The following is a 25,409-nucleotide window of genomic DNA, read 5'->3' as shown; positions in this document are numbered from 1 at the left end:
ATGGTGAGGAGCAGCGATAGCCCGTAGCCCGGGTGAAGCGAAAGCGAAACCCGGGACCGGCGCCGAATGTCGCAAGAATCCCGGATTGCGCTTCGCCCCATCCGGGCTACGAACGCCTCACGATGAGGGGCTTGAACAGTCTTGACGCCTACCGCAGGCTGGCGTTGATCTTTTCCAGCGCTGATGTGCCGGGGCACAGGTCCTTGGCTTCCAGCGTATTGAGCGGCGTCTCGACGGTGTCGAGATGGGTGTGGAGGTCTTCCGAATCCGGATCGACGTAGAGCAGTCCGGTCACCACCTGGCCCTTGGCCGCGTGCTTCTGCAGGAAGGTCATGGCCGCCAGCCGGTCGTTGGCGTCATAGTCGGCGTCGATCTTGCGCAGCGCCAGCCTCGTACCGTCGTGCTGTTCGACTACCTGCACCGTGCCCGGCGCATAATCGACCGTGATCGGGTCGCGGCCGGTGAGCACATCGAGGCGATTCACCGCGTCGTTATGTTCGCGGACGTAATCAAAACTCTTGGTCGAGCCGGCGTGGTTGTTGAAGGCGATGCAGGGGCTGATGACGTCGATGAACGACGCGCCCTTGTGCCGGATCGCGGCTGCGATCAGCGGCACCAGCTGGTTCTTGTCGCCGGAGAAGCTGCGCGCCACGAAGCTCGCGCCAAGTTGCAGCGCGATCGCCACCAGGTCGATAGCGTTGTCGGTGTTAATCACACCCTTCTTGGATTTCGAGCCGCGGTCGGCGGTGGCCGAAAATTGCCCCTTGGTCAGCCCGTACACGCCGTTGTTCTCGACGATATAGGTCATGTTGACGGCGCGCCGGATCGAATGCGCGAACTGGCCGAAGCCGATCGAGGCACTGTCGCCGTCGCCGGAAACGCCGAGATAGATCAAATCGCGGTTGGCGAGGTTGGCGCCGGTCAGCACCGACGGCATGCGGCCGTGCACCGAGTTGAAGCCGTGCGAATTGCCGAGGAAATAATCCGGCGTCTTCGACGAGCAGCCGATGCCGGAAATCTTTGCCACCCGGTGCGGCTCGATCGACAGCTCGTAGCAGGCCTCGATGATGGAAGCAGTAATCGAGTCGTGGCCGCAGCCGGCGCACAGCGTCGAGATCTTGCCCTCGTAGTCGCGGTGGGTATAGCCGAGTTCGTTCTTCGGCAGGCCGGGATGATGGAATTTCGGCTTGGCGATATAGGTCATGACTTTACCTTGCGGAGAGGGGTCACCTTGAGGTGGTCCTGGTGGTCGCCGATGGCGTTGGCGATGAAGCGCGCGGTGATCGGGCTGCCGTCATAGTGCAGGATCGGCACCAGCCGGACTGGATCGATGCCGTTCTCGTTGACGATCAATTGCCGTAGCTGGCCGTCGCGGTTCTGTTCGACCACGTACACGAAATCATGGTCGGCGATGAAGCTCGCCAGGCTGGAGTGGAACGGGAAGGCGCGGACGCGCATGCGGTCGAGCTGATGCCCGCGCGCTTCCAACAAGCCGATCGCCTCGTCCATCGCCGGCGCCGTCGAGCCAAAATAGATCACGCCATATTTGGTCGGCTTGGCGGCGTTGGCCTGCAATGGCCGTGGCACCATGTCCTGCGCCGTTTCGAACTTGCGCACCAGCCGCTGCATGTTGTCGGCATAGATCGCGCCTTCTTCCGAATAGCGCGCGTAACGGTCGCGCGAAGTGCCGCGGGTGAAGAACGAGCCCTTGGTCGGATGCGTGCCGGGGTAGGTGCGGTAGGGAATGCCGTCGCCGTCGACGTCGAGATAGCGGCCGAAATCGCGGCCGGGCTCGTCGAGCATTTCCGCCGTCATCACCTTGCCGCGGTCATATTGCCGGGCGTCGTCCCATTTCAGCGGGCGGCACAGCCGGTGATTCATGCCGATGTCGAGATCGAGCATCAGGAAGATCATGGTCTGCAGCCGGTCGGCGAGGTCGAACGACTGCGCCGCGAACTCGAACGCTTCGGCCGGATCTTCCGGGAACAGCAGGACGTGCTTGGTGTCGCCGTGCGAAGCGTAGGCACAGGCGATGATGTCGCATTGCTGGGTGCGCGTCGGCATGCCCGTCGAGGGGCCGGCGCGCTGGATGTTCATGATCACGGCCGGAATCTCTGCGAAATAGGACAGGCCGATGAATTCGGTCATCAGCGAGATGCCGGGGCCGGAAGTCGCGGTAAAGGCCCGCGCGCCATTCCAGGAGGCGCCGATCACGATGCCGATGGATGCGAGCTCGTCTTCGCCCTGCACGATCGCGTATTTCGCCTTGCCGGTCTCGGGATCGTGCCGCAGCTTTTTGCAGTGGCTCGTGAAGGCCTCCGCCACCGACGACGACGGCGTGATCGGATACCAGGCGCAGACGGTGGCGCCGCCATAGACCGCGCCGAGCGCAGCCGCGCTGTTGCCTTCCATGAAAATGCGGTCGCCGACCTTATCGGACTTCTTCACCCGCAGCCCGACCGGGCATTTCAAATTCTGCAGCGCCCAGTCGCGGCCGAGATGCAGCGCGTGGACGTTGGAGGACAAGAGCTTCTCCTTGCCCTTGTACTGTTCGGCAATCAATTGCTCGACGATCTTCGGGTCCATGTCGAGCAGGGCGCACATCGCGCCGAGATAGATGATGTTCTTGAACAGCTGGCGCTGGCGCGGATCGGTGTAGGTCGAATTGGTGATCGCCGTCAGCGGCACGCCGATCACGTTGATATCCGCGCGGAACTTCGACGTCGGCATCGGCTTGGTCGAATCGTAGAACAGATAGCCGCCGGGCTCGATCGAGGCGACGTCCTTGTCCCAGGTCTGCGGGTTCATCGCCACCATCATGTCGACGCCGCCGCGGGCGCCGAGATGGCCGGCTTCAGTGACCCGCACCTCGTACCAGGTCGGCAGGCCCTGGATGTTGGAAGGGAAGATGTTACGTGGGCTGACCGGTACGCCGTGGCGCAGGATCGAGCGCGCGAACAGTTCGTTGGCGCTCGCCGAACCCGAGCCGTTGACGTTGGCGAAACGGACGACGAAGTCGTTTACGCTGCTGATCGGGCTTTGGACTGGCATGTTGTTCCCGCGTAAGTCATATCGATGAGGTATTTCTGCATGTCCCAGGCACCCGTGGGACAACGCTCGGCGCACAGCCCGCAATGCAGGCAGACGTCCTCGTCCTTGACCATGACGCGGCCGGTCTTGAGGCCCTCGGCGACATAGAGCGCCTGGTCCTGGTGCGGCGAGGGCGCCTTCAATCGCTGCCTGAGATCCTCTTCCTCACCATTCTCTGTGAAGGTGATGCAATCCATCGGGCAGATGTCGACGCAGGCATCGCATTCGATGCAGGCGGGCGCCGAGAATACGGTCTGCACGTCGCAGTTCAGGCAGCGCTGCGCTTCGCCGAGCGCGAGCTTGACGTCATAGCCGAGCTCGACCTCGGCCTTGATGTCCTTCAGCGCGATCACCTTGTCGCGATGCGGCACCTTGTAGCGCTTGTCCCCCGAGATATCGTTGTCGTAGCTCCATTCGTGGATGCCCATCTTCTGCGAAAAGACTTGCACCTCGGGAAGCGGGCGCTCTGTGATGTCTTCGCCCGATATCATCTTGTGGATCGACAGCGCGGCGTCGTGCCCGTGCGCCACCGCCCAGATGATGTTCTTCGGGCCGAACGCGGCGTCGCCGCCGAAAAACACTTTCGGATTGGTCGAGACAAAGGTCTTCGCGTCGACCTGCGGCATGTTCCACTTGTCGAACTCGATGTCGCAATCGCGCTCGATCCAGGGGAACGCATTCTCCTGGCCGACCGCGACCAGCACGTCGTCGCAGGGGATGGTCTGGTTGGGTTCGCCGGAGGGCACCAGGTTGCGGCGGCCCTTGGCGTCGTATTCGGCCTTCACCTTCTGGAAGGTGACGCCGATGAGCTTGCCGCTGACATGCTTGAACGCCACCGGCACCATGAAATTGAGGATCGGAATATCCTCGTGCAGGGCGTCTTCCTTTTCCCAGGGGCTCGCCTTCATTTCCTCGAAGCCGGAGCGCACGATCACCTTGACGTCTGCGCCGCCGAGCCGGCGCGCGGTGCGGCAGCAATCCATCGCGGTGTTGCCGCCGCCGAGCACGATGACGCGCCTGCCGATCTTCTCGACATGACCGAACGAGACCGACGCCAGCCATTCGATGCCGATGTGGATATTGGCGGCAGCTTCCTTGCGGCCGGGGATATCGAGCTCGCGGCCGCGCGGGGCGCCGGAGCCGATGAAGATCGCGTCGTAGTTTTCGCTGAGCAGCTTCTTCAGGCTGTCGATGCGATGCCCGCCCTTAAACTCGACGCCGAGGTCGAGGATGTAATCGGTCTCCTCGTCGATGACGGTGTCAGGCAGGCGGAACTTCGGAATCTGGCTCCGCATCATGCCGCCCGCCTTCGGATCGGCATCGAACACGGTGCAGTGATAGCCGAGCGGCGCGAGGTCGCGCGCCACCGTCAGCGAAGCAGGACCGCCGCCGACCAGCGCGATGCGCTTGCCGTTTTTGGCCAGCGGCTTCGGCATGCGGTGCTTGACGTCGTCCTTGAAGTCGGCGGCAACGCGCTTCAGGCGGCAGATCGCAACCGGAGTTTCCTCGACGCGGCCGCGTCGGCAGGCGGGTTCGCATGGACGATCGCAGGTGCGTCCCAGAATTCCGGGAAACACATTCGATTTCCAGTTGATCATATAGGCGTCGCTATAACGCCCCTCGGCAATCAAACGGATGTACTCGGGAACCGGTGTGTGTGCGGGGCAGGCCCATTGGCAATCGACCACTTTGTGAAAGTAGTCTGGCGCCGATATATCAGTCGGTTTCATTCCTACCTTGTCCGCGCAAGCTACGGGAACGCGGCCTTATTTTGCCTCGAACGCTTAACGAGCGTTCTTGTGGTTTTTGAATTGGATCATAGGCTTATCTTATTAGAGCCATTCCAGACGCCGCGCACAAGGCAATTTTGTGCGATCTCCGGCCTTCAACTGCATGGGAGCTTGGACTTAGCGTCGCATATCGATGCGGCAGTGCAGCATGTGCAGTGCAGCTTCAACTTCGAACACGGCAAGTACGCGCATGTCGGGCAAACGAATGTACGCAGATGCGATGACGTGTGCTCAGATCAGTCGCAGGGTGGCTCCCGCCGCCGCCAGCAGGACGACGACAATCCAGGGCGGCAATTTCCACACCGTCAGCAGCAGGAAGCCCGCCAACGCGATGGCGAAATCCCGCGGAGTAAGCACGGCGCTGGTCCAGACCGGATTGTAGAGCGCCGCCCCAAGGATGCCGACAACGGCGGCATTGGTGCCGCGCATGGCGGCTTGGGCGGTGGGACGCAGGCGTAGTGCATCCCAGAACGGCAGCATGCCGTAGACCAGCAGCAAACCCGGCAGAGACAGGGCAATGAGTGCAATCGTAGCGCCGGCGAGACCATTGGGAGCGGGTCCAATGGCGCCGAGATAGGCCGCAAAAGTGAACAGCGGTCCGGGCACCGCTTGCGCCATGCCGTAGCCGGCGAGGAAATCCTCGTTGCTGACCCAGCCCGGCGTCACCACTTCCGCCTGCAACAGCGGCAGCACGACATGGCCGCCGCCGAACACCAGCGAGCCGGAACGATAGAACGCGTCGAACAGCGCAAGGCCCTGCGAGCCGGTCTTGGCCGTCACCAGCGGCGTGATCAGGAACAACGCTGCGAACAGCACAAGCGCGACCGCGCCGTGTCGAGGCGATACTGAAAAGCCGAGATGGCCCGCAGGGGCGGGCCCATTGCCGCGGCACAGCCAGAGCCCGGCCACGGCCCCCAGCGCAATGGCGCCGATCTGTCCAAACGATCCGCCGATGAAAACCACGATCGCAACCGCCGCAAGCGCGATGGCCGCCCGCGCCCGATCCGGCGTCAAGCTGTTCGCCATGCCCCAGATCGCCTGCGCAACCACGGCGACCGCGACCAGCTTCAGGCCGTGCAGAATCCCTTCAGCGAACGGGCCGGTGAAGGCCGTCGCACCGAGCGCGAAGGCGAAGAGAATGAGTGCCGACGGCATGGTGAAGGCGAACCACGCGGCGAGCCCGCCGAGCAGGCCGTTGCCGCGCAGGATTCCGAGGGTGAAGCCGACCTGGCTGGAAGCCGGGCCCGGCAGGAACTGGCAGAGCGCGACGACGTCCGCATAGCTGCTTTCGCTGAGCCATTTCCGCCGCTCGACGAACTCAGCCCTGAAGTAACCAAGATGCGCGATCGGCCCGCCGAACGACGTGAGGCCGAGCTTGAGGAAGGCGGCAAAGACCTCCGCGGTACTGCCCGTGGCCTTTTGGTCATTCATGGCATTGGGCATCGATTCCAAGCCCTAGCCGAGGTCGCTTTTGGCGATATCCCACATCAGCCGGTAGACGCCGCTGGAAATCACCAGCGGCTTGAGTGCGGCATTGTCGAGAAACCGCGCCGCCGCAGAAGGGACGGCGCCTACGTCAGTCGCATCGATCAGCACGAACCAGTCGCCGGCGCCGGGATTGGGCGTCGAGGGATCATCGGTGATCGGCTTCGACAGTGCCGGATCGCTCTCGATCAAATGCATCGAGATGATGCCGTCGAGCTCGGCCGGATCGAGTTGCTCGGCGAGCGCGGCACGCAATTTGTCCTCACCGCCGGCCGAGGAACGCAGCCGGATGATGCCGAGCGCCGCGCCGCGGCCCGTGCCTTGGCTGACCGTGATGCGCGCGACCGCCCGGATCATGTTCTGGAAGCGGGCGATGTTGGCCTTTGACCACGCGGTCTGGTTTGAAAGCGCGGTGCGATAGGCCGGACTGTCCAGCACCTCAAACGTTTCGGTCGAGTAGAGGCTGAGATATTTCGGATTGCCCGCATGCGCGACATAGCGGCGCGCTTCGAGGAAGCCGTCGATCGCGACGCGTTCTTCGAGATGTTCGCGGTCGTACCAGCGATTGAATTCGGCTTCGTCCTTCGCGTCGATGTTCATCGACGTCAGCAGCATGCCTTTACCCGCGATCGGCATTTTCTTGATTCCTATTTGCCCGTTCTGGAAGCCATGTCCGCGATCGCCTTCATCACCGCATCGCGGACGCCGGGATCGTACAGCGTGTGGCCTGCACCCTCGACGAAACGGATCTCGGCCTCGCGCCACAGCGCGCCAAGCGCGTGCGAGGTTGCGGGCGGGCACAGCAGGTCGTAGCGGCCCTGCACGATGATGCCGGGGATGCCTTTGAGCCTGCCCGCTTCGCGCAGCAACTGGTTGGGCTGCATGAAGCAGTCATTGGCGAAGTAGTGCGCTTCCATGAACGGCGTGGCCGGCAGGCCCCGTGATGAACTAAGCGCCGCCAGATCGAGGCGTGTGCGGTTCGGCGTGTGTTCGGAAAGAATGCGCTCGGTCTCGCCCCATGCCCGCGCTGCCGGAATATTCACGTCGGGGCTGGGATCGAGGATACGGCGAAAATAGGCCTGGATCGGCTGCTCGCGTTCGCCTTCCGGCAGCACGCTCATGAAGTCGTCGTAAAGGCAGGGATAGAAGCGCGGTAGCGTGTTGAGAAAACCGTTTTCGATTTCCTTGATCGTGCCGAGAAAGGTCGCGCGCAGTACGATGCCGGTGACGCGGTCGGGATGGGCCTGCGCATAGGCCAGCGCCAGCGTCGCGCCCCAGGAGCCGCCGACGATCATCCAGCGCTCAAACCCGAATTTCTCGCGGATCATTTCCATGTCCGTGATCAAGTGCGGCAGCGTGTTGGCCTCGCGGCGGCCCTTGGGGCGGCTGCGGCCGGCGCCGCGCTGGTCGAACAGCACCGCGTGGAAGCGCTCGGGATCGAACAGCCGGCGATGGTCCGGCTGGCAGCCGCTGCCGGGCCCGCCATGCAGGTAGACCGCGGGGATGCCACCGGCGCGGCCGACGCTTTCGACGTAGATATCGTGACCGTCGCTGACCGCGAACTGCTCCGACGTCAGCGGGGCAAACGGATCGGCCGGTTTGATCGATTTGCCGGCGTCGGCGTCAGGCGCCATGCTTGCCTTCCGTCTCCAGCGTGCCGCCGGCGAAATTGCGATAGAGGAAGCGGTCCTGGTGCGCGGCCGCCTCGCGCTCGGCCTGCTTGAAGATCTGCTCGTGCATCGGCGACAGCGTGCACGCCGGATCGGTATTGCCTGCATCGCCGGTCAGCGCAAAGGCCTGGCAGCGGCAGCCGCCGAAATCGATTTCCCGGAATTCGCAGCTCTTGCATGGCTCGGGCATCCAGCCGGTGCCGCGATAGCGGTTGAAGGCTTCGGAATTTTGCCAGATCCACGCGATCGAATGATTGGAGCGTACGGATTCGAATTCTAGCCCGGTGATGCTCTCCGCCGCGTGGCAGGGCAGGACTTTGCCCGCCGGAGAAATGTTGAAGAACTGCCGGCCCCAGCCGCCCATGCATTTCTTCGGCCGCAGCGCGTAGTAATCCGGCACCACATAGTCGATGGCGAGAATGCCCTTCAGCCGCACGGCAGCTTCCCCGACGATGCGGCTGGTCTCCTCGATCTGTTCGAGCGTCGGCATCAAGGCGGCGCGGTTCTTCAGCGCCCAGCCGTAATATTGGACGTTCGCCACTTCCAGCCGGTCGGCGTCGAGATCGACCGCCATCTGAATGATGTCAGAGAGCTGATGCAGGTTCTGCCGGTGCATGACGGCATTGACCGTCAGCGGCATATCGAGCTCGCGCGTCCATCTCGCGGCTTCGATCTTCTTCTCGTGGGAGTTCTTCAGCCCGGCGACGCGATCGGCCACCATGGGCTCATTGCCCTGGAAACTGATCTGCACATGGCAGAGGCCGGCATCGGCCAGCGCCGAAAGTCTTTCCCTGGTCAGCAGCACCGCCGATGTAATGAGGTTGCTGTATAGCCCGACGTCGGTCGCATGCTGCACCAGTTCCACCAGGTCCTTGCGCGCGGTCGGCTCTCCCCCGGAGAAATGGATCTGCAGCACGCCGATTTCGGCGAGCTCACTCAAAACCTTCTTCCACTCCTCGGTGGTGAGTTCGCTGCCGCCACGGTCGAGTTCGATCGGGTTGGAGCAATAGGGGCATTGCAGTGGGCAGCGGTGGGTCAGCTCGGCGAGCACGGCCAGCGGAATGCCGAACGTCTCCGCGGTCGAACGTTGCGATTCCAGGACCGCGAGCCCGTCACTGGGCGCGGCGCCGGCTGTTTTGCCATCTGCGAGAATGTCGCTCATGACGTCTTCTCACGCGCTTCGGTCAGAAAGCCCTTGTCGGCGAGGTCTTGCAGCATCCCGATGACGTCGGTTGAGATCGCCTCGCGGTCGGCCGTGTACTTGACGGTGAGCTGGTCGACGATGTCGGCAACGCTGCGCACGCCATCGCAGAGCTGCAGCACTTCCACCGCGATTTCGTCCGGCGCCAGCACGCGTTCCGGCGCCAGGATCACCCAGACCTGCCGCGTCTCATCGAATTTCAGCCGCGCGTGCCGCGGCAATTTCGGCCGGCTCGCCTCGCTGACACTGATGTTGCGGCTCGCAGCCATCGATCGCTAGTCTCCTCTGGGCACGAACGCGCCGGGCGGTATGTGGCCCTCGACATAGGCATGATACAGCGCGTCGAGCTGAACCCATAGCACATTGGTCTTGAAGATCAGCGCGTTGCAGACCGCCTCGCGCTCGGCGTGCGTCTTCGCGTTGGCCTTGACGTATTCCAGCGCAAAACCTGCGTCGCGCGGGGCCTGCGTCAGGCGGCGGCTGAAATAGCTCATGATATCAGGGTTGACGAAATCATAGTGCTGCAGCATCCCGGAGATGCGTTCCTCATGCAGGTTCGGCGCGAACAGTTCCGTGAGCGAGGAGGCGATCGCTTCCAGCGGCGTCTTGTCACGGCAGAAATGCACGTAGGCCTCCACCGCAAATCGCGTCGCGGGCAAAATGCCTTCGGTCGATTCCACATAGGCGCTGTCGAGCCCGAGCCCCTCGGTCAGCTTCAGCCAGCGCTCGATACCGCCTTCGGAGCCGATATCGCCGTCGTGATCCTCGATCCTGTGCCGCCATTCGATCCGGGTGGCGCGGTCGCGGAACCGGGAGATCACCATCGCGTCCTTGAGCGGGATCGTGCTCTGGTAAAAATAGCGGTTCAGCGCCCAGGCCTGTACCTGCCCCTTGTTGAGCTTGCCGCCATGCAGCAGCCGGTGGAACGGATGCAGATTGTGATAGCGCGTCGCGCCGATGTGGCGGAGCATCGCTTCGAGTTCATCGGCGCTGTTGAGCGTGATGCCCTTGCCGATCGACAGGGCGGTCATTTCCGCCTTGGCCATGACATTCACAGCGTGATCTCCGTTCCGTCGGCTGGAATCTGCCAGCCTGCCTGTTCCAATTCCTTTCGCTCGTCCGAGCCGGTGAGCAACGCGGGGTTGGAGTTGTTGATATGCAGGAACATTTTGCGGCCGACATCGAGGCCGGCAAGGCTCTCGATCGCGCCATGTGTGCCTGACATTGAAATATGGCCCATCCCTCGTCCCGTTTTAGTGCCCAGCCCCTGGACGATCAATTCATCGTCGCGCCACACAGTGCCATCGAAGAACACCAGCGCGGCGCCCGCCAGGCGCGATTTGAGATCGTCGGTCACGTCAGCGCAGGCGGCCAGGAAATAGAAGTACTTGCCGCTTGCCTTGTCCAGAATCCGCAAGCCCAGCGTATCGCCCGCGCCGTCGCCGCCGGCCGGATGCGCCTTGCCTTCGAGATACCAAGCGCCCTTGCCGGGAACCGCGAAGGGAAGGATTTCCATGCCGGATGGGGAGCCATCGGGCAGGGCTGGCTCGAACGCCTTGTCGACCTCGATTGGCCGCCGCTTCACGTTGCTGTCGCCCAGTACGTTAAAGATGCTGTTGGATCGCAAAATCGCAAGGACCCGCTCATGCGCATAGAGCGTGAACGGCGAACCCTCGCGCATCGACAGCAGCCCTGCGACCGCATCGACCTCGCCATTGGTCAGGATCACGCCGGCGATCGGGCTGTGCCTGAGCTGTCCGGCTTTGGGGTGAAGCTGCGGCGTCGCAATCACCTGCTGGCGCAGGTCGGGCGAAGCGTTGATGAGATACCAGTGCGCACCATCGGCGCTGACCGCGATCGAGGCTTGGGTACTACGCAGTTCGGGATTTTCGCTTCGTGCTATCAGGCACACCGGACATCCGCAGTTCCACTGCGGAATCCCGCCGCCTGCGGCGGCGCCCAGGACGACGACGCGAAGCATGATCCGTCTCCTGGAGATTCCAGACTTGAAGAAACAAGCTGAATTACAAACGCCGCAAAGTGGACACCGGCGTCGGACACCGTCCCGCTATCGGAACGTGTCGGGCCCGGAGGTCCACCTGCGCAAGATGTGAATGCGCTGCCGCTTACTTGCGGGTGGCGCACATATACATGTTGATTTCCATGCCGACCGATACTTCGACGATTTTTGGTGCTTTCCAGGCCATTGGCGCCTCCCTTTTGTTACCGGACGAACTCCGCCCTTCCAGACTAAGGTACTGCGGATCAAAAAGTTCGCCAGTTAAATCTTTTGCCTGGAACCCCATTTGTTTATGCTGCGCCGCAAAGGGGATTTCACGGGGTTGTGTGGAGGGTCTCGGTCAAAACGGCGTGGGATCAAGCCTTTCGCGGTTGTTCGCACCGCCGCGAATGGCAATTCTGGGTGTGGACGGAGCGCAGCCGGCTCCGGATAAGGAACTTGTGAGATAGTAGCGGCCTCCGGTTGCGGGGCCTCAACGGAGCCAGGTTTGTGCCGATGCCGCGATATTACTTCAACACCCGTATCGGCGATGAGCTGATTTCCGATCCTGACGGCGAAGTGCTTGTCGATCCCGATCGCGCCTGGGAAATGGCGCGCGCCATGATCCGCGAGCTGCTCAAGACCGACGGCGCCGATGGCGCGCTTTTGAGCGCGATCATCGAGGTGACCGACGACGACGGCGAGATCGTGCTGGAGTTTCCGTTCGCCGAAGCGATCCTCGACGCCCCCGGCGCCTCGGTTACGAAGCACTGACGCGCGATGAAGCCGGTCTGCGCGGCCGCCCACTCGGCCGCCGCCGTTTCCGTGAGGCATGTTTCCGGTTGCGCAGCGACGGAAAAATATCGGAGATTGCGGTCCGGAAAGCCACCGGCGTCAGCACCCTTGTGTGCTGCGTGTAGAGAACAGGCTTCCACCAAGGGAGAACGCCCATGATACGCCATTCGTCGGCGCCGCGCAGCCTGCTGCTGGCCGGTGCCTTCCTTAGTGCCTTCACGCTAGGCGCCGCTGCGCAGCAGCCCGCCGCTCCGCCGGCCGCCGGCGCACCGCCTGCGGCCGCACCCGCGCTTCCGCCGGGATCTCCCCTGATCGGACGTCCCGCGGGCAACGAAGCCGCCGCCAAGCTCGCGCCGAATGCGCCGCCGCCGATCCCCGCGGCACCGGACAAATTGCCGACGGCGAAGCTGAAAGTGCCGGCCGGCTTCAACATCGAGGTCTATGCCGCGGGCATGGCAAATGCGCGCTCGCTCGCCGTGGGCGACAAGGGCACGGTGTTTGTCGGCAGCCGGCTGGTCGACAAGGTCTATGCCATCGTCAACAAGGACGGCAAGCGCGAGGTCAAGGTGCTGGCCTCCGGCCTCTACCGTCCGAACGGTCTCGCCTTCAAGGATGGCACGCTCTACATCGCCGAACTGTCGAAGGTCTCAAAGATCGACAAGGTTGAAGACGTCATCGACAACCCGCCGAAGCCGACTCTGATCTATGACAAGCTGCCAAAGGACGAGGCCCATGGCTGGAAGTTCATCGGCATCGGTCCCGACAACAAACTCTACGTTCCGGTCGGCCAGCCCGGCAACAATTTGCTGCATAGCGACGACCACGGTCAGATCCGCCGGATGAACCTGGACGGCTCAGATGCGGAAGTGATCGCCAGGGGCGTTCGCCAGACCGTCGGCTTCGACTGGCATCCAGCGACCAAGCAGCTCTACTTCACCGACAACGGGCGCGACTGGATGTCGGAAGACGTGCCCGAGGACGAACTGAACCGTATCACCAAGGTCGGCGAACATTTCGGCGCGCCCTACTGCCTGCAGGGCAACATCGTCGACCCCGAATTCGGCTGGGGAAAATCCTGCAGCGAATACACTGCCCCGGTTGGCCTGCTGGGCCCGCATTCCGCAGCGCTCGGCATGCGATTCTACACCGGCAGCATGTTCCCGAAGAGCTACAAGAACGTGGCCATCATCGCCCGGCACGGCTCATGGAACCGCACCAAGAAAGTGGGCGGTGACGTCGTCGTCGTCAAGTTGAACAAGGACGGCACCATGAAGTCGATGGAGCCGCTCATCACCGGCTTCCTCGAAGACAACAAGTATATCGGCCGCCCGGTCGATGTGCTGCCGATGAAGGATGGCTCGCTGCTGGTCTCCGACGACTGGAACGGCGCCGTCTACCGCATCACCTACGGCAAGCAGAAGGTGGCGGAGAAGTAGATCGCCTTTGCGAATAGCAGTCATTCCGGGATGGTGCGTTAGCACCAGACCCGGAATCTCGAGATTCCACAATGCGCAATTGCGCATTGGGGTTCGATGCTTCGCATCGCCCCGAAATGACGACGTACCGGGAATGGCTGATGCGTAAAACAATAACGGCACTGGCGTTTGCGTTGATTTCAACATGCGCATCAGCCGAAACCATCGAACAACGCATCGTGCCGTGCCTGGCCTGTCACGGCGAGAAGGGCCAGTCGGAAACCGAGAACACGCCCTCGCTCGGCGGCCAGCAGGCGCCTTACACGCTGATCCAGCTTTTCATGTTCCGTGAGAAGCTGCGCGTCTTCGAGCCGATGAACGAGATGGCGAAGCCGCTGACCGACGACGACCTTCGCCTGTTCTCCGACTTCATCGCCAAGATACCGAAGCCCGCGCCGCCAGCGGAAAATGGCGATCCAGCGCGGATGCAGCGCGGCCAGGCGCTGGTGCAGCAGCACCGCTGCGACGCCTGTCACAACCCTGATTTGTCGGGCAAGGAAAACGTCCCGCGCATCGCCAACCAGCGCGAGGATTATCTCGCCAAGACCCTTGCTGAGTACAAGGACAACAGCCGCCACGGCTATGATGCCAGCATGGCGGACGTGATGGCCCCGATCGCAGCAGAGCAGATCGTCGATCTCGCTTATTACATCGCCCGTATGCGCTAGGTTAAATCAACCTCGCCCCGCTTGCGGGGAGAGGTCGGATTGCGAAGCAATCCGGGTGAGGGGGTACCGGTCCCTCCAATTGGCGAAAGTGCCCGCGGATAGACCCCTCACCCCAACCCTCTCCCCGTAAGAACGGGGAGAGGGAGAAGTACGCGCTCGCCGCAAAGTCCCCCGCTGGCATTGCCCTGCGCCCGGCGCTACAAGGGCTCCAATCAATATGGAGTTTTGCATGCAGGATCTATGGCGCTTGTCGGCCGCGGAAATCGCTTCGCTGATCAGGTCGAAGAAGGTCTCGGCCAAGGAGGCGGCGACCGCGGCGCTGGCGCGGCTGGACGCAGTCAACCCCAAAATCAACGCCGTGGTCGACCACAGGCCTGAGGACGTGCTGGCGCAGGCTTCCGCCATCGATGCCGCCATCGGGCGCGGTGAAGACGCCGGACCGCTCGGCGGCGTGCCTGTTACGGTGAAGGTCAATATCGACCAGGAAGGCTTTGCCACCACCAACGGGCTGAAGCTGCAGCGCGACGCCATTGCAAAGAGCAACAACCCCGTGATCGACAATCTGCGCAAGTCCGGCGCCGTCATTCTCGGGCGCACCAATTGCCCGGCGTTCTCCTATCGCTGGTTCACCACCAACCTCATTCATGGCGACACCAGGAACCCGCGCGATCCGTCCATCACGCCGGGCGGCTCGTCCGGCGGCGCGGGGGCGGCGGTCGCGGCCGGCATCGGGCATATCGCGCACGGTACGGATATTGCGGGATCGATCCGCTATCCGGCTTACGCCTGCGGCGTGCATGGCCTGCGGCCGACCATGGGCCGCATCGCGGCGTTCAATGCGGCGCTCCCCGAACGGCCGATCGGGCCGCAGATCAGCGCCGTCTCGGGCCCGCTGGCGCGCACCATCGGCGATATCAGGATTGCGCTGGCCGCGATGTCGGCGAAAGATTATCGCGATCCCTGGTGGGTACCGGCGCCGCTCGAAGGCCCGGCGATGCCCAAGCGCGTCGCGATGTGTCTCAACCCTGACGGCCTCGATCCCGTGCCTGAAGTGAAAGCCGCCGTTGCGGACGCGGGCAAGCGGCTCGAGCGTGCCGGCTGGATCGTCGAGGAAATCGCCAACACGCCGCCGCTGCGCGAGGCCGCCGATCTGCAGACAAAACTCTGGCTCGGCGACGGCTTTGAGGCGCAGTTGGAGATGGCCGAGCGCGAAGGCGATCCCGGCGCGCTGGCCTGCCTGCGCGGGAACCGCGCAAAAGTCCATCCGTTCGACCTGTCCAAGGCGCTGACGCGGCGCCTGACGCTGACGCGCGAATGGCTGGCGTTCTTCGAAAACTATGCCGTACTGCTGATGCCGGTATCCGGCGAATTGCCGTTCCCCGATCAGCTCGACCGCAAGGACGAGGCGTCGTTTGCGCGCGTCTGGCATGCGCAATTGCCGCAGATCGCCATTCCCTTCATGGGGCTTCCCGGGCTAACGGTTTCGACAGGGCTGGTCGGACGCGTACCCGTTGGCGTGCAACTGGTTTCCGGCCGTTACCGCGAGGATTTATGCCTTGCTGCCGGCGAGGCGATCGAAGCCGGCGGAACGCCGTCGGCGGCGATCGATCCGGCGGGCTAATTTCGAAAGAACACGATGCCAGGCGTTTATGATTTTACGGCGCAGTCGCTCGCCGGCGAAGAGGTGCCTCTGAAGCAGTTTGAGGGTCAGGTGCTCCTGATCGTCAACACCGCGAGCGCCTGCGGGTTCACGCCGCAGTACAAGGGCCTGGAGCAATTGCAACGCGAACTCGCGCCGCGTGGCTTTGCGGTGCTCGGCTTCCCCTGCAACCAGTTCGGCGGGCAGGAGCCGGGCGACGCCAAACAGATCGGAGAGTTCTGCGAGAGCAAGTATGACGTGACGTTTCCGATGTTCGCCAAGATCGACGTCAATGGCAGCCATGCGCATCCGTTGTTCAACCACCTGAAGAATGAGAAATCGGGGCTGCTCGGCTCGTCGATCAAATGGAATTTCACCAAATTCCTGATCGACCGGTCGGGCAGGGTGGTCGGGCGCTATGCCCCGACCGTGACCCCCGAGGGGCTACGAAGAGAAATCGAGGCACTGCTGTGAGCGAGACCAACAAAGCGATGAACGACGAATTCCCCGACCGTCTCTCGGTCGATCCGAACAGCCCGTATTACAATGCCGATATCCTCGCGCGCGACGTCGGCATTCGCTTCAAGGGCGTCGAGAAAACCAATGTCGAGGAATATTGCATCAGCGAGGGCTGGGTGCGCGTCACCGCCGGCAATGCCAAGGACCGCTATGGCAACCCGCTGACGATCAAGGTGCACGGCCCGGTCGAGCCGTATTTCCGCGATAAACCTTCCACCTGACCCCGGCGTCGTCATTGCGAGCGAAGCGAAGCAATCCATCCCTCCGTACGCGTGGCTCGATGGATTGCTTCGCTTCGCTCGCAATGACGACAGAGACTGAAAGCCAATCCCATGTCCGTCCGTATCGTCGACGTCTGCGAAATCACAAAACCGATCTCCTCGCCGATCCGCAACGCCTATATCGACTTCACCAAAATGACGACGAGCCTCGTCGCCGTCGTCACTGACGTCGTGCGCGACGGCAAGCGCGTGGTCGGCTACGGCTTCAACTCGAACGGCCGCTACGGGCAGGGCGGCCTGATCCGCGAACGCTTTGCGCCGCGGCTGAAAGAGGCCGATCCCAGGAGCCTGCTGGATGCCGATGGCGGCAATCTCGATCCGGACAAGGTCTGGGCCGCCATGATGTCGAACGAGAAGCCGGGCGGCCACGGCGAGCGCTCGGTCGCCGTGGGCACCATCGATATGGCGGTGTGGGATGCGGTGGCGAAGATCGCCGGCAAGCCGCTGTTTCGTCTGCTCGCCGAGCGTCACGGCCTCAAGGCCGATCCGCGTGTGTTCGTGTATGCCGCCGGCGGTTACTATTATCCCGGCAAGGACCTGTCGGCGCTGCGCGGCGAAATGCGCGGCTATCTCGACCGCGGCTACAACGTCGTGAAGATGAAGATCGGCGGCGCGCCGATCGCGGAAGATCGCGAGCGCATCGAAGCTGTCTTGAAGGAGATCGGCAGTCAGACACAACTCGCCGTCGACGCCAATGGCCGCTTCGATCTCGAGACGGCGATTGCTTATGCAAAAATGCTGCGGGAGTATCCGCTGTTCTGGTACGAGGAGGCGGGCGACCCCCTCGACTTCGCGCTGCAGGCGGCGCTCGCTGAGTTCTATCCCGGACCGATGGCGACCGGCGAGAATCTCTTCAGCCATCAGGATGCAAAAAACCTGATCCGCTATGGTGGCATGCGGCCGGACCGCGACTGGCTTCAATTCGATTGTGCGCTGTCCTATGGCCTGTGCGAATACCAGCGCACGCTGGCGGTCTTGAAGACCCACGGCTGGTCGCCGAGCCGCTGCATCCCCCACGGTGGTCACCAGATGTCGCTCAATATCGCGGCCGGTCTCGGGCTTGGCGGCAATGAGAGCTATCCCGACCTGTTCCAGCCCTACGGCGGTTTCCCGGACGGTGTTCGTGTCGAGAACGGGCACATCACCATGCCGGACCTGCCGGGCATCGGGTTCGAGGGGAAATCCGATCTCTACAAGGAGATGAAGGCGCTGGCGGTGTGAGCCCGGATCACATAGGAAAAGATTGGCTGTCCAAAAATCTTATGAAATTAGTGGCTTGGATAGGAAATTCGGCTTGGCGCCGAGTGTGAATTTCCACGCCGCCAGCCTGCCGTTCATCGATCTCTGAAGGATGCCGCGATCTTGCCCAGTAAACTTTCCCGTCCCCAACTCTCGCTCTCGAAGCACAAGATCCGGGTCTTGCTTCTCGAAGGGGTCAACGACAGCGCCGTGCAGATGATAGAGGCTGCGGGCTATTCCAACATGGTTCGCTTGTCCAAGGCGCTCGAGGGCGATGCACTCAAGGAAGCCATCAAAGGCGTGCACCTGCTGGGTATCCGCTCACGCACGCAGATCACAACGGACGTTCTTGAGGCCGCGGACCGGCTCATCGCGATCGGATGCTTCAGCGTCGGCACCAATCAGGTGGAAGTTGACGCCGCGCGCCGGAGCGGGATTCCCGTGTTCAACGCGCCGTTTTCCAACACGCGAAGCGTCGCAGAACTGGTGATCGGCGAGATCGTCACCCTGCTGCGCCGGATCGTCTCGCGTTCCAACGCCGCGCATCAGGGGCGCTGGGACAAGTCCGCAAACGACAGCTACGAGGTGAGGGGCAAGACGCTCGGCATCATTGGCTACGGCAATATCGGCTCGCAGCTCTCGAATCTCGCGGAAGCGCTGGGCATGAGGGTCATTTTCTACGATCATACCGACAGGCTTCGTCATGGCAACACCGAGCCGACGGCGACCTTGCATGAGCTGCTGGCGCAAAGCGACGTGGTGACGTTGCATGTGCCGGAGACATCAGCCACGCATGGGATGATCGGGCGCGAGGAGATTGCGGCGATCAAGCCGGGAGCATATTTCATCAACAACAGTCGCGGTACGGTCGTTGACCTCGAGGCGCTCGCGGACGCGCTGCGCGAAGGCAGGCTTCGTGGCGCCGCGGTTGACGTCTTTCCGGTCGAGCCGCGTTCGAACGCAGATCGCTTCGTATCGCCGCTTCAGGGTCTGGAAAATGTTATTCTGACGCCGCACATCGGCGGTTCGACCGAAGAGGCGCAAGAACGCATCGGTGCCGAAGTGGCGCGCAAGCTCGTCGACTACAGCGATTCCGGCTCGACGATGGGCGCTGTCAATTTCCCCCAGGTCCAGCTACCGCCGCGGCCATCGGGGACGCGGTTCATTCAGGTACAGCGCAATCTGCCGGGCATGCTGGGACGTCTGAATGAGGTGCTCGCGCGCCACGCCGTCAACATTGCCGCGCAATATTACGAGACCGACCACGACGTCGGCTATGTGGTGCTCGACGCTGATGCCTCCGCCGCCGACGGCCAGCGCGTGCTCGCGGACATCCGCGCCCTGGAGGGTACCATTCGCGCCCGATTGCTCTATGAATACAAGATCTGAGCCCGGCGCTACGCCGTCTGCCGCATCGGCTGCGCCGCGCCATACATCAGCGTGCGCCACAGCCATTCGACGGGGCCGTACCGGTAGCGGCGCAGCCACCAGGCGCTGAAAAATACCTGTCCGATGTAGACGGCAACGCCGATGGCCAGCGCGCTGGCGACGCCGAGGCGGCCGAACAGGCCTAGACCATAGCCGTAAAAGATCCAGCCGAAGATCAGGGACTGCGCGAGGTAGTTGGTGAAGGCCATGCGCCCCAGCGGCGCGGCCCAGCCGAGCAGCCTCTTTCCGCTCTCGAGATTGGCGATGCCGATGATACCAGCGCCATAACCCAGCGCCAGCAGGATGGTGCCGAGAGGTTCCGCTAGGGCGCGGGTCCGGCCGCCCGTGATAAAGCCGCCGGCATGGCAAAGGATCAATGCTGCGCCAAGGCCGATACAGGCGGCGGCGATCGAGAGGAGCAAATGGCGTGGCGGGTTTCGCAGAATGCCGGTGCGCCAGGCGAACGCGCCGAGAACAAACAACCCGATCGTGCGCGGAAAGATATAGGCGTGCAGGGCAACGAAAAGGGGAATCTCGCGGAGCCGGAACGCCAGCACGTCGAGGAAGCCGCCCGTCGCATAGATGCGGTTGGCATCCATGACATCCTGGGCAATCGCGGCCGTGCCGGGCCACAATCCCGGCGGCGGAAAGACCTGCATCGCAAGGTACAACCCGAGAAACGCCAGCGCGGCGACAGCCAATAGCCAGCGCGGACCGAACAGGAACGGCAGGACGATGAATCCAGCGAGCGCATATTCGGTGAGAATGTCGCCGTTCCAGATCAGGCAAAGGTGGATGAGCCCAAACGCCAGCAACACGATGAGTCGGCGCACGAGCAACAACGTGCGGCGCTCGCTCCTGGCCAGCCGCCCGAACTGGATGGCAAGGCCCGTTCCGAACAGCAGCGAAAACAGCGCAAATGCCTTCAACTCGACGGCCAGCGTCAGGATGGTTTCGATGGCGCTGTCGATTGGCGACAAAGATAGAGGAGGCTTGGGGAAAAGAAACTGCTGGAAGATCGAAACGCGAAATATGGTCACGACGTTGATCGCGAGAACGCCGAGTAAAGCAACGCCCCGCAACACATCGATGGCGTCGATCCGCTCGGCGGGGCTTATCGGCCGGAGAGGTGCGGCGCCATCGGAAGCCATCGCAATATGATTTCCAATCGAGCGGCGGATGAATCCGCGGCCGCTCTACGACAGCCGCATGTCCAGTAGCCGCCGGCCCTCGGTCTTGATCAGTTTCTTCACCGCGCTGGAAGCGGCGATGTCGCCCTGGTTGGCGTAGGCCTCGTGGTTCTTCTCAATGTCTTCCAGCCGATAGAGATAGTTGACCATGATCCCGGCCGACTCACGCAGGCCCTTCGGCGAGAGGTCGCCGAGCCAGTTGATCTTCTCCAGCCGCGCGCCGTTGCCGATGTGGAAGCGCGCCACCGAATCGATCAGCCGGCCTTTTGGCGTACGGGCTTTGAGGAAGTAATGCGCGGCCAGCGGCTCCAGCACGGCGCGCAATTGCGCGGTCAGCTCCGCATCCTCGAACCAGTCCGGCCTGTCGAGCGCCTCCAGCAGCGTCCGTTCCTCGTCGCTGACCGGCGCGTCGTCGGCCTGCTTCAGCCATTGCATGAAGCCCGGCACCGGCGACAGCGTGATGAACGTATCCAGCTTCGGCAATTCGCGCCGCAATTCCTCGGCCACCTGCTTGATCAGGAAGCTGCCGAAGGAAATGCCGCCTAGACCTTTCTGCGTATTCGAGATCGAATAAAACACGGCGGTGCGCGCGCGTTCGATCGGCACTGGCTGACGCTCTGCGGCGAGCAGCGGCGCGATCGCGGTTGGAATTGCCTCGGTCAGCGCAACCTCGACGAAGATCAGCGGTTCGTCGTTGAGCTGGGGATGGAAGAAGGCGTAGCAGCGCCGATCGATCGGGTCGATACGGCGGCGCAAATCGTTCCAGTCGCGGATCGCATGCACCGCCTCATAACGGATGATCTGTTCCAGAATATTTGCTGGCGTCGACCAGTCTATCCTGCGCAGCACGAGAAATCCCCTGTTGAACCAAGAAGACAGCAAATGCACCACGTCGCGGTCGAGCGCGGCCAGATCCTTGTTGCCCTTCATCAGGGCAAGCAGGTCGGCGCGCATCGCCACCAGCTCACTGGTGCCGCCCGGCGCGCGGTTGAGCCGGCGGATCAGCTCCTGCCGCTGCGGCTCGGAAGCAAAGTGAAGGTCGCTGGCATCGCTGTCGTTCGGCTGGCTGCGCCAACTCTCGATCGCCTGCGACAGTTTTTCGCGGTCGGGGCCGAAATCTCTCGCCAGCGTTTCGAAGAAGGTCAGCCGGCCGGCGGCGTCGAGGTCGTGGTAGCGGTCGAGCACATCGCGCGCCATCGCGGTGCCGGACGCTTCGCCGCGGCCGGACAGCAGCGCCTTGCATAGGTCAAGCAGCTCGGAGGCGTCCTGGCGGGCGACTGACGGCTCGCCCCGCCGAAGCAGCGTGCGGCCACGTTCTGATATCGTCGAGAGAAGGTCGGAAAAAAAGGCGTTGGCCATGCGGTGGGTCGAATCCAGCTGATAATGCGGAATCTTATATGAGATTTAGGACGGTGCCGATCACAATCAAGCGTATGGATCGTACGTAAATATGTCATGCCTCTAAAAGCATCGTCATGGCCGGGCTTGACCCGGCCATCCATCTCCTTCTCGGAAAAAGCATTTTACGAAGGTGATGGATACGCGGGTCAAGCCCGCGTATCCCCGGTTTACTCCTTCCCGGCAAATTCCGTCGGCGTTTTTCCGGTAACCTGCCGGAAGGCATGGGAAAACGCAGGCACACTCGCATAGCCCAGATCCGAGGCAAGCTGCTTGACCGAGACGCTCGCCTCCGTCGACAGCTTCTCGATCGCGGCAGCGATGCGGGCGCGCTGGCACCAGCTCTTGAAGCTCAATTGCGTTTCCGACGAGAACAGCCGCGACAGCGTCCGCACCGAGGTGCCGACCTCGCGCGCCAGCGTCTCGATCTCATGGTCGCCGGTCGGGTCCGCCAGCACGATGTCGGCGGCGCGCCGGCAGCGCGGCTCATGTGGCAGCGGGATGAAGGTCGCGGAATCCTCCGCCTGGTCCAATTCCATCATCACCAGCTGCAGCAGCAGCGCGGTACGTTCCCGGTCGCCGCGATCGTCGAACAGCGCCAAGATCGTCTGGTGCAGCAGCGGCGACACCCGCACCACGAATTCCGCATCCAGGCTGTGGCTGCGCGCTTCGCGCTGCAGCCAGTCCAGTTCGAAATAGAGCGTCCGCATCTCGATATCGGCGAGCACGTCGATCGCATGCTCCGACAGCGCAGGCACCCACACCGCGCGGTCCGGCGGCACCAGCCAGCGGCCTTTCGGCGTCGTCACCTGCATCGTGCCTTTGGCGGCATAGACGAGCTGCGCCTCGCGGTGCATGTGGGTGTCGAGCCGGACGCCCTTCTTGTAGCTGTTGGCGATCATGTGGATGCCGTCGCCGGTCGAGGTGAGGCGGCCGATAATGGCGGCAATTGGCTTTTCGGCGATATTCATTGGCGACATCCCGTCAGGACAACCCCGTATAACCTATTTCGGAAAATTGCGGGATTCGGGAATCGACCATGAACAGCCCCAGCCGGGTGATCACTTTCGTCAACGCCGCCCATTTCATCGACCATTATGCGATGCTGATCTTCGCCGCAGCCGTCATCATCATGGGGCCGGCGCTCGGCATGGCCTATTCGGAACTGCTGCCTTACGCCACCCCGGGCTTCGTCGCCTTTGGTGCGGGCTCGCTGATCACCGGCTGGCTCGGCGACCGCTGGAGCCGCCGCCACATGATGGTGATCTTCTTCTTGGGCATCGGCGCGTCGATGATCGCGGTCGGCGTCGTCTCGAGCCCGCTGCAGCTCGGCGCGGCGCTGCTGGCGATCGGCCTGTTCGCCTCGATCTATCATCCCGTCGGCACCGCGATGATCGTGTCCTATGCCGACAAGCTCGGCCGCGAGATGGGCCTGAACGGCGTCTGGGGCAATCTCGGCGTGGCGTCCTCGGCGCTGGTCACCGGGGTGATCGGGCAATATCTCGGCTGGCGCTGGGCCTTTATCGTCCCGGGCATCGTCACCATGCTGATCGGCGTGGCCTTTGCGCTGATGGTGGTGCACGAGGACCGAACCGGCACCAGGCAGGCGGCGGCGCAGGCCAGGGTGGCGAAAGAGGACATGTGGCGGGTGTTGCTGGCCTTGCTGATCGTGGTGATCGCGATATCCACCACGTTCAACGCCATTACCGTGGCGATGCCGAAACTGTTCGCCGAGCGGCTTGCCGGCGTGACCGACAGCCCGGCGTTGCTCGGGGTCATCGCGGCCGGCGTCTATGTCTTCGGCGCGATGACGCAGTATACCATCGGCAAGCTGATCGACCATTATTCGCTGAAGACTGTGATGCTGCCGCTGTCGTTTTTGCTGGCGCCGTTCATGTATTTCGCGGCGACGCTGTCGAACCTGCCGCTGATCATCGCCTCCATCGGCATCGTGATGGGCGCGTTTGGGCAGGTCACCGTCAACGACGCCATGGTCGGCAAATACACCAGCGAGGAATGGCGTTCGCGCGCCTATTCGGTGCGCTACTTCATCGGCTTTACCGCGGCGGGCGCATCCGTCGGCCTGGTGGCGTGGCTCTATGAAAGAGGCGGCTTCGCCACCATGCTGCAGGCGTTCGGCGCGCTGTGCCTGCTGGTGATCGTGGCGGCGCTCATCCTGCCGCAGGAGATCAAGGTGCCGGCGGCGCAGACCGCGCCGTGAGGTCATTCGATCTTCGGCAGCGGGCGGTCGAACTCATGGCGTCATCATTCGGTCATGGTGCCGGCGGCTGCGCATGGGTTACTCACAGCCTGGAAAGCTTGGAATATCAGGCACGTGTGCGCACGACGCGGCTGCTCGTGACGATTTGCTGCGGCGCAATAGCGCAACTGTACGGGCCGTGAACCCAAACAGAACACTTGACCATCGCCACCCTCCTTGTGTGAGGTGCGCGCATGACCCGAATCCGGCTTTTCCTGTTCATCATTGCGATATTGGTGCCCTCGCTCGCGGCGGCGCAGCAGTCCATGAAATTCGAGGAGGCCGGAGCCATGCTGGCCGCGAGCTGCGGCAAGGACATCGATGACAATTGCCGCGGCGTCAATCTCGACGCGACGCGCCTGAAGGAGTGCCTGGGCCGCAACCAGGACGTGGTGTCGGCGAAGTGCAAGGCCGATTATCCCCAGGCCCTCGGGGCGATCCAGCAGCGCATTACCGCGCGCACCTCGCTTGTAAAACTGTGCAATTGGGAATTGAAACACCTTTGCGGCGAGGTTCGGCAGGATCCCGTCAAGGGTCTGCAATGCCTGTTGGACCAGACCAAGAAGGCGACCCCGAACTGCAACAAGGCGATCAGCGCAGCGGGGTATCGCTGATGCTTTGGGGAAAGAAGCCGCGCGGTATCGCTCTCGTGCTGGGCGCCGTGGCCCTGTTTGTCTTGCCGACGGCCGCACGCGCGCAAACGGCGACGTCGACTGGCGATATCATTGAGAAGCTTGCCGTTGAGGCCGAGTCGGATATCGATCTGGCGGCCCTGCGCCAGCAGGCTGCCGACCGCATCAAGGCGAGGGCCGATGCCCAGCCGCAAAAGCGGCCGCCGATCGCGCCCCAACTGACCAAACTGCCGCAAATCCGTTTCGACGTCGTGTTCGACCAGGACTCGTCCCTGATCCGGCCGGCCTCCTACCAGACGATCGGCAGCATCGCCGACGCGCTCACAGATCCGAAGACGCGACCCTATCGCTATCTGATCGTCGATCATGTCGAGTCTGCCGGAAGACGCGACCACAATCTGATCCTGAGCCAGCGGCGCGCCGAATCGGTCCGGGATGTGCTGGTGAACACCTTCAAGGTTGCACCGAAGCGATTGCAGGCCCTTGGACTCGGCGAAGAACAGTTGCAGGATGTCAATCGTCCGGCGTCGCCAGCCAATGCGCGCGTCCAGATCATTGCGATCGGCAAGTTCGAAACGGCCGATCCGGCAACGCCGGCTGCAGCGGCACAAAAAGGCCCCGCTGCGGCCAAGAAAAAGAAGCGCTGATCA

At 62.9% G+C, this 25,409-nt stretch carries 25 protein-coding genes; 11 read left to right on the top strand and 14 right to left on the bottom strand.

Annotated elements, in window-relative coordinates:
- Nucleotides 1–148 precede the first annotated feature (148 nt).
- From C7G61_RS23675 to pqqA, 11 genes are all read right to left on the bottom strand, one after another.
- Nucleotides 149–1,204: a 2-oxoacid:ferredoxin oxidoreductase subunit beta gene (locus tag C7G61_RS23675; RefSeq protein ID WP_108518988.1), complete on the bottom strand. Its 1,056-nt coding sequence runs from the start codon at nt 1,202–1,204 to the stop codon at nt 149–151.
- Nucleotides 1,201–3,051: a 2-oxoacid:acceptor oxidoreductase subunit alpha gene (locus C7G61_RS23670; RefSeq protein WP_190241940.1), complete on the bottom strand. Its 1,851-nt coding sequence runs from the start codon at nt 3,049–3,051 to the stop codon at nt 1,201–1,203. The genes C7G61_RS23675 and C7G61_RS23670 overlap by 4 nt, the downstream gene beginning before the upstream one ends.
- A complete protein-coding gene (locus C7G61_RS23665) occupies nt 3,021–4,820 on the bottom strand; it encodes an FAD-dependent oxidoreductase (protein ID WP_108519176.1) in 1,800 nt (599 codons plus the stop codon). The genes C7G61_RS23670 and C7G61_RS23665 overlap by 31 nt, the downstream gene beginning before the upstream one ends.
- A 291-nt stretch (nt 4,821–5,111) precedes the next feature.
- Nucleotides 5,112–6,311 carry a chromate efflux transporter gene (chrA, locus tag C7G61_RS23660; RefSeq protein ID WP_244608437.1) on the bottom strand — a complete coding sequence of 400 codons (1,200 nt, stop codon included), beginning with the start codon at nt 6,309–6,311 and terminating at the stop codon, nt 5,112–5,114.
- Nucleotides 6,312–6,335: 24 nt separating this feature from the next.
- Nucleotides 6,336–7,001 (bottom strand): DUF4286 family protein, encoded by a 666-nt coding sequence (locus C7G61_RS23655; RefSeq protein WP_108518984.1) that lies wholly within the window; start codon nt 6,999–7,001, stop codon nt 6,336–6,338.
- A gap of 11 nt (nt 7,002–7,012) precedes the next feature.
- Nucleotides 7,013–7,999 carry a prolyl aminopeptidase gene (gene pip, locus C7G61_RS23650; protein ID WP_108518982.1) on the bottom strand — a complete coding sequence of 329 codons (987 nt, stop codon included), beginning with the start codon at nt 7,997–7,999 and terminating at the stop codon, nt 7,013–7,015.
- Nucleotides 7,989–9,197 (bottom strand): pyrroloquinoline quinone biosynthesis protein PqqE, encoded by a 1,209-nt coding sequence (gene pqqE / locus C7G61_RS23645; RefSeq protein WP_108518980.1) that lies wholly within the window; start codon nt 9,195–9,197, stop codon nt 7,989–7,991. Before pqqE ends, pip begins: the two co-directional genes overlap by 11 nt.
- A complete protein-coding gene (gene pqqD, locus C7G61_RS23640; RefSeq protein WP_108518978.1) occupies nt 9,194–9,505 on the bottom strand; it encodes a pyrroloquinoline quinone biosynthesis peptide chaperone PqqD in 312 nt (103 codons plus the stop codon). Before pqqD ends, pqqE begins: the two co-directional genes overlap by 4 nt.
- 6 nt (nt 9,506–9,511) lie before the next feature.
- Nucleotides 9,512–10,267 carry a pyrroloquinoline-quinone synthase PqqC gene (gene pqqC / locus C7G61_RS23635; RefSeq protein WP_108519174.1) on the bottom strand — a complete coding sequence of 252 codons (756 nt, stop codon included), beginning with the start codon at nt 10,265–10,267 and terminating at the stop codon, nt 9,512–9,514.
- A 20-nt stretch (nt 10,268–10,287) separates the two neighbouring features.
- Nucleotides 10,288–11,217, bottom strand: coding sequence for a pyrroloquinoline quinone biosynthesis protein PqqB (pqqB, locus tag C7G61_RS23630; RefSeq protein ID WP_108518976.1), 930 nt, complete (start codon nt 11,215–11,217; stop codon nt 10,288–10,290).
- A 145-nt stretch (nt 11,218–11,362) separates the two neighbouring features.
- Nucleotides 11,363–11,443, bottom strand: coding sequence for a pyrroloquinoline quinone precursor peptide PqqA (gene pqqA / locus C7G61_RS23625; protein WP_035635412.1), 81 nt, complete (start codon nt 11,441–11,443; stop codon nt 11,363–11,365).
- A gap of 308 nt (nt 11,444–11,751) precedes the next feature.
- On the opposite strand from pqqA, the gene C7G61_RS23620 reads away from it, so the two are divergent.
- From C7G61_RS23620 to serA, 8 genes are all read left to right on the top strand, one after another.
- Nucleotides 11,752–12,009, top strand: a complete 258-nt coding sequence (locus C7G61_RS23620; protein WP_108518973.1) for a DUF6894 family protein — start codon at nt 11,752–11,754, stop codon at nt 12,007–12,009.
- A gap of 176 nt (nt 12,010–12,185) precedes the next feature.
- On the top strand, nt 12,186–13,466 hold the full coding sequence (locus C7G61_RS23615; RefSeq protein ID WP_108518971.1) for a PQQ-dependent sugar dehydrogenase: 1,281 nt from the start codon (nt 12,186–12,188) through the stop codon (nt 13,464–13,466).
- A 140-nt stretch (nt 13,467–13,606) separates the two neighbouring features.
- Nucleotides 13,607–14,173 carry a c-type cytochrome gene (locus C7G61_RS23610; RefSeq protein ID WP_108519172.1) on the top strand — a complete coding sequence of 189 codons (567 nt, stop codon included), beginning with the start codon at nt 13,607–13,609 and terminating at the stop codon, nt 14,171–14,173.
- 229 nt (nt 14,174–14,402) lie between these two features.
- Nucleotides 14,403–15,794 carry an amidase family protein gene (locus C7G61_RS23605; RefSeq protein ID WP_108518969.1) on the top strand — a complete coding sequence of 464 codons (1,392 nt, stop codon included), beginning with the start codon at nt 14,403–14,405 and terminating at the stop codon, nt 15,792–15,794.
- Between the two features lie 15 nt (nt 15,795–15,809).
- Nucleotides 15,810–16,286 carry a glutathione peroxidase gene (locus C7G61_RS23600; protein WP_108518967.1) on the top strand — a complete coding sequence of 159 codons (477 nt, stop codon included), beginning with the start codon at nt 15,810–15,812 and terminating at the stop codon, nt 16,284–16,286.
- A complete protein-coding gene (locus tag C7G61_RS23595) occupies nt 16,283–16,552 on the top strand; it encodes a DUF3297 family protein (protein ID WP_108518965.1) in 270 nt (89 codons plus the stop codon). The genes C7G61_RS23600 and C7G61_RS23595 overlap by 4 nt, the downstream gene beginning before the upstream one ends.
- Nucleotides 16,553–16,663: 111 nt before the next feature.
- Nucleotides 16,664–17,833: a mandelate racemase/muconate lactonizing enzyme family protein gene (locus C7G61_RS23590; RefSeq protein ID WP_108518962.1), complete on the top strand. Its 1,170-nt coding sequence runs from the start codon at nt 16,664–16,666 to the stop codon at nt 17,831–17,833.
- 141 nt (nt 17,834–17,974) lie between these two features.
- Nucleotides 17,975–19,240, top strand: a complete 1,266-nt coding sequence (gene serA / locus C7G61_RS23585) for a phosphoglycerate dehydrogenase (RefSeq protein ID WP_108518960.1) — start codon at nt 17,975–17,977, stop codon at nt 19,238–19,240.
- Nucleotides 19,241–19,248: 8 nt separating this feature from the next.
- Here serA and C7G61_RS23580 read toward each other — a convergent pair whose 3' ends face one another.
- The 3 genes from C7G61_RS23580 to C7G61_RS23570 all read right to left on the bottom strand — a co-directional run bounded on the left by C7G61_RS23580 (nt 19,249) and on the right by C7G61_RS23570 (nt 22,838).
- Complete coding sequence (locus C7G61_RS23580) at nt 19,249–20,430, bottom strand: DUF418 domain-containing protein (RefSeq protein ID WP_108518958.1); 1,182 nt, start codon at nt 20,428–20,430, stop codon at nt 19,249–19,251.
- 45 nt (nt 20,431–20,475) lie between these two features.
- Nucleotides 20,476–21,828, bottom strand: coding sequence for a malonyl-CoA decarboxylase (locus C7G61_RS23575; RefSeq protein WP_108518956.1), 1,353 nt, complete (start codon nt 21,826–21,828; stop codon nt 20,476–20,478).
- Between the two features lie 209 nt (nt 21,829–22,037).
- Complete coding sequence (locus C7G61_RS23570) at nt 22,038–22,838, bottom strand: AraC family transcriptional regulator (RefSeq protein WP_244608436.1); 801 nt, start codon at nt 22,836–22,838, stop codon at nt 22,038–22,040.
- Between the two features lie 68 nt (nt 22,839–22,906).
- Here C7G61_RS23570 and C7G61_RS23565 point away from each other — a divergent pair, with 68 nt between their 5' ends.
- The 3 genes from C7G61_RS23565 (at nt 22,907) to C7G61_RS23555 (ending at nt 25,406) form a co-directional block, all read left to right on the top strand.
- Complete coding sequence (locus C7G61_RS23565; protein WP_108518951.1) at nt 22,907–24,088, top strand: MFS transporter; 1,182 nt, start codon at nt 22,907–22,909, stop codon at nt 24,086–24,088.
- Nucleotides 24,089–24,321: 233 nt separating this feature from the next.
- Nucleotides 24,322–24,741, top strand: coding sequence for a hypothetical protein (locus C7G61_RS23560; protein ID WP_244608435.1), 420 nt, complete (start codon nt 24,322–24,324; stop codon nt 24,739–24,741).
- Nucleotides 24,741–25,406 carry an OmpA family protein gene (locus C7G61_RS23555; protein ID WP_108518949.1) on the top strand — a complete coding sequence of 222 codons (666 nt, stop codon included), beginning with the start codon at nt 24,741–24,743 and terminating at the stop codon, nt 25,404–25,406. The genes C7G61_RS23560 and C7G61_RS23555 overlap by 1 nt, the downstream gene beginning before the upstream one ends.
- Nucleotides 25,407–25,409 lie beyond the last annotated feature (3 nt).

Source organism: Bradyrhizobium algeriense, from assembly GCF_003062295.1.
GTDB lineage: Bacteria > Pseudomonadota > Alphaproteobacteria > Rhizobiales > Xanthobacteraceae > Bradyrhizobium > Bradyrhizobium algeriense.
The sequence above is the reverse complement of the archived record's forward strand: the minus strand, read 5'-3'. Positions and strand labels throughout refer to the sequence as shown.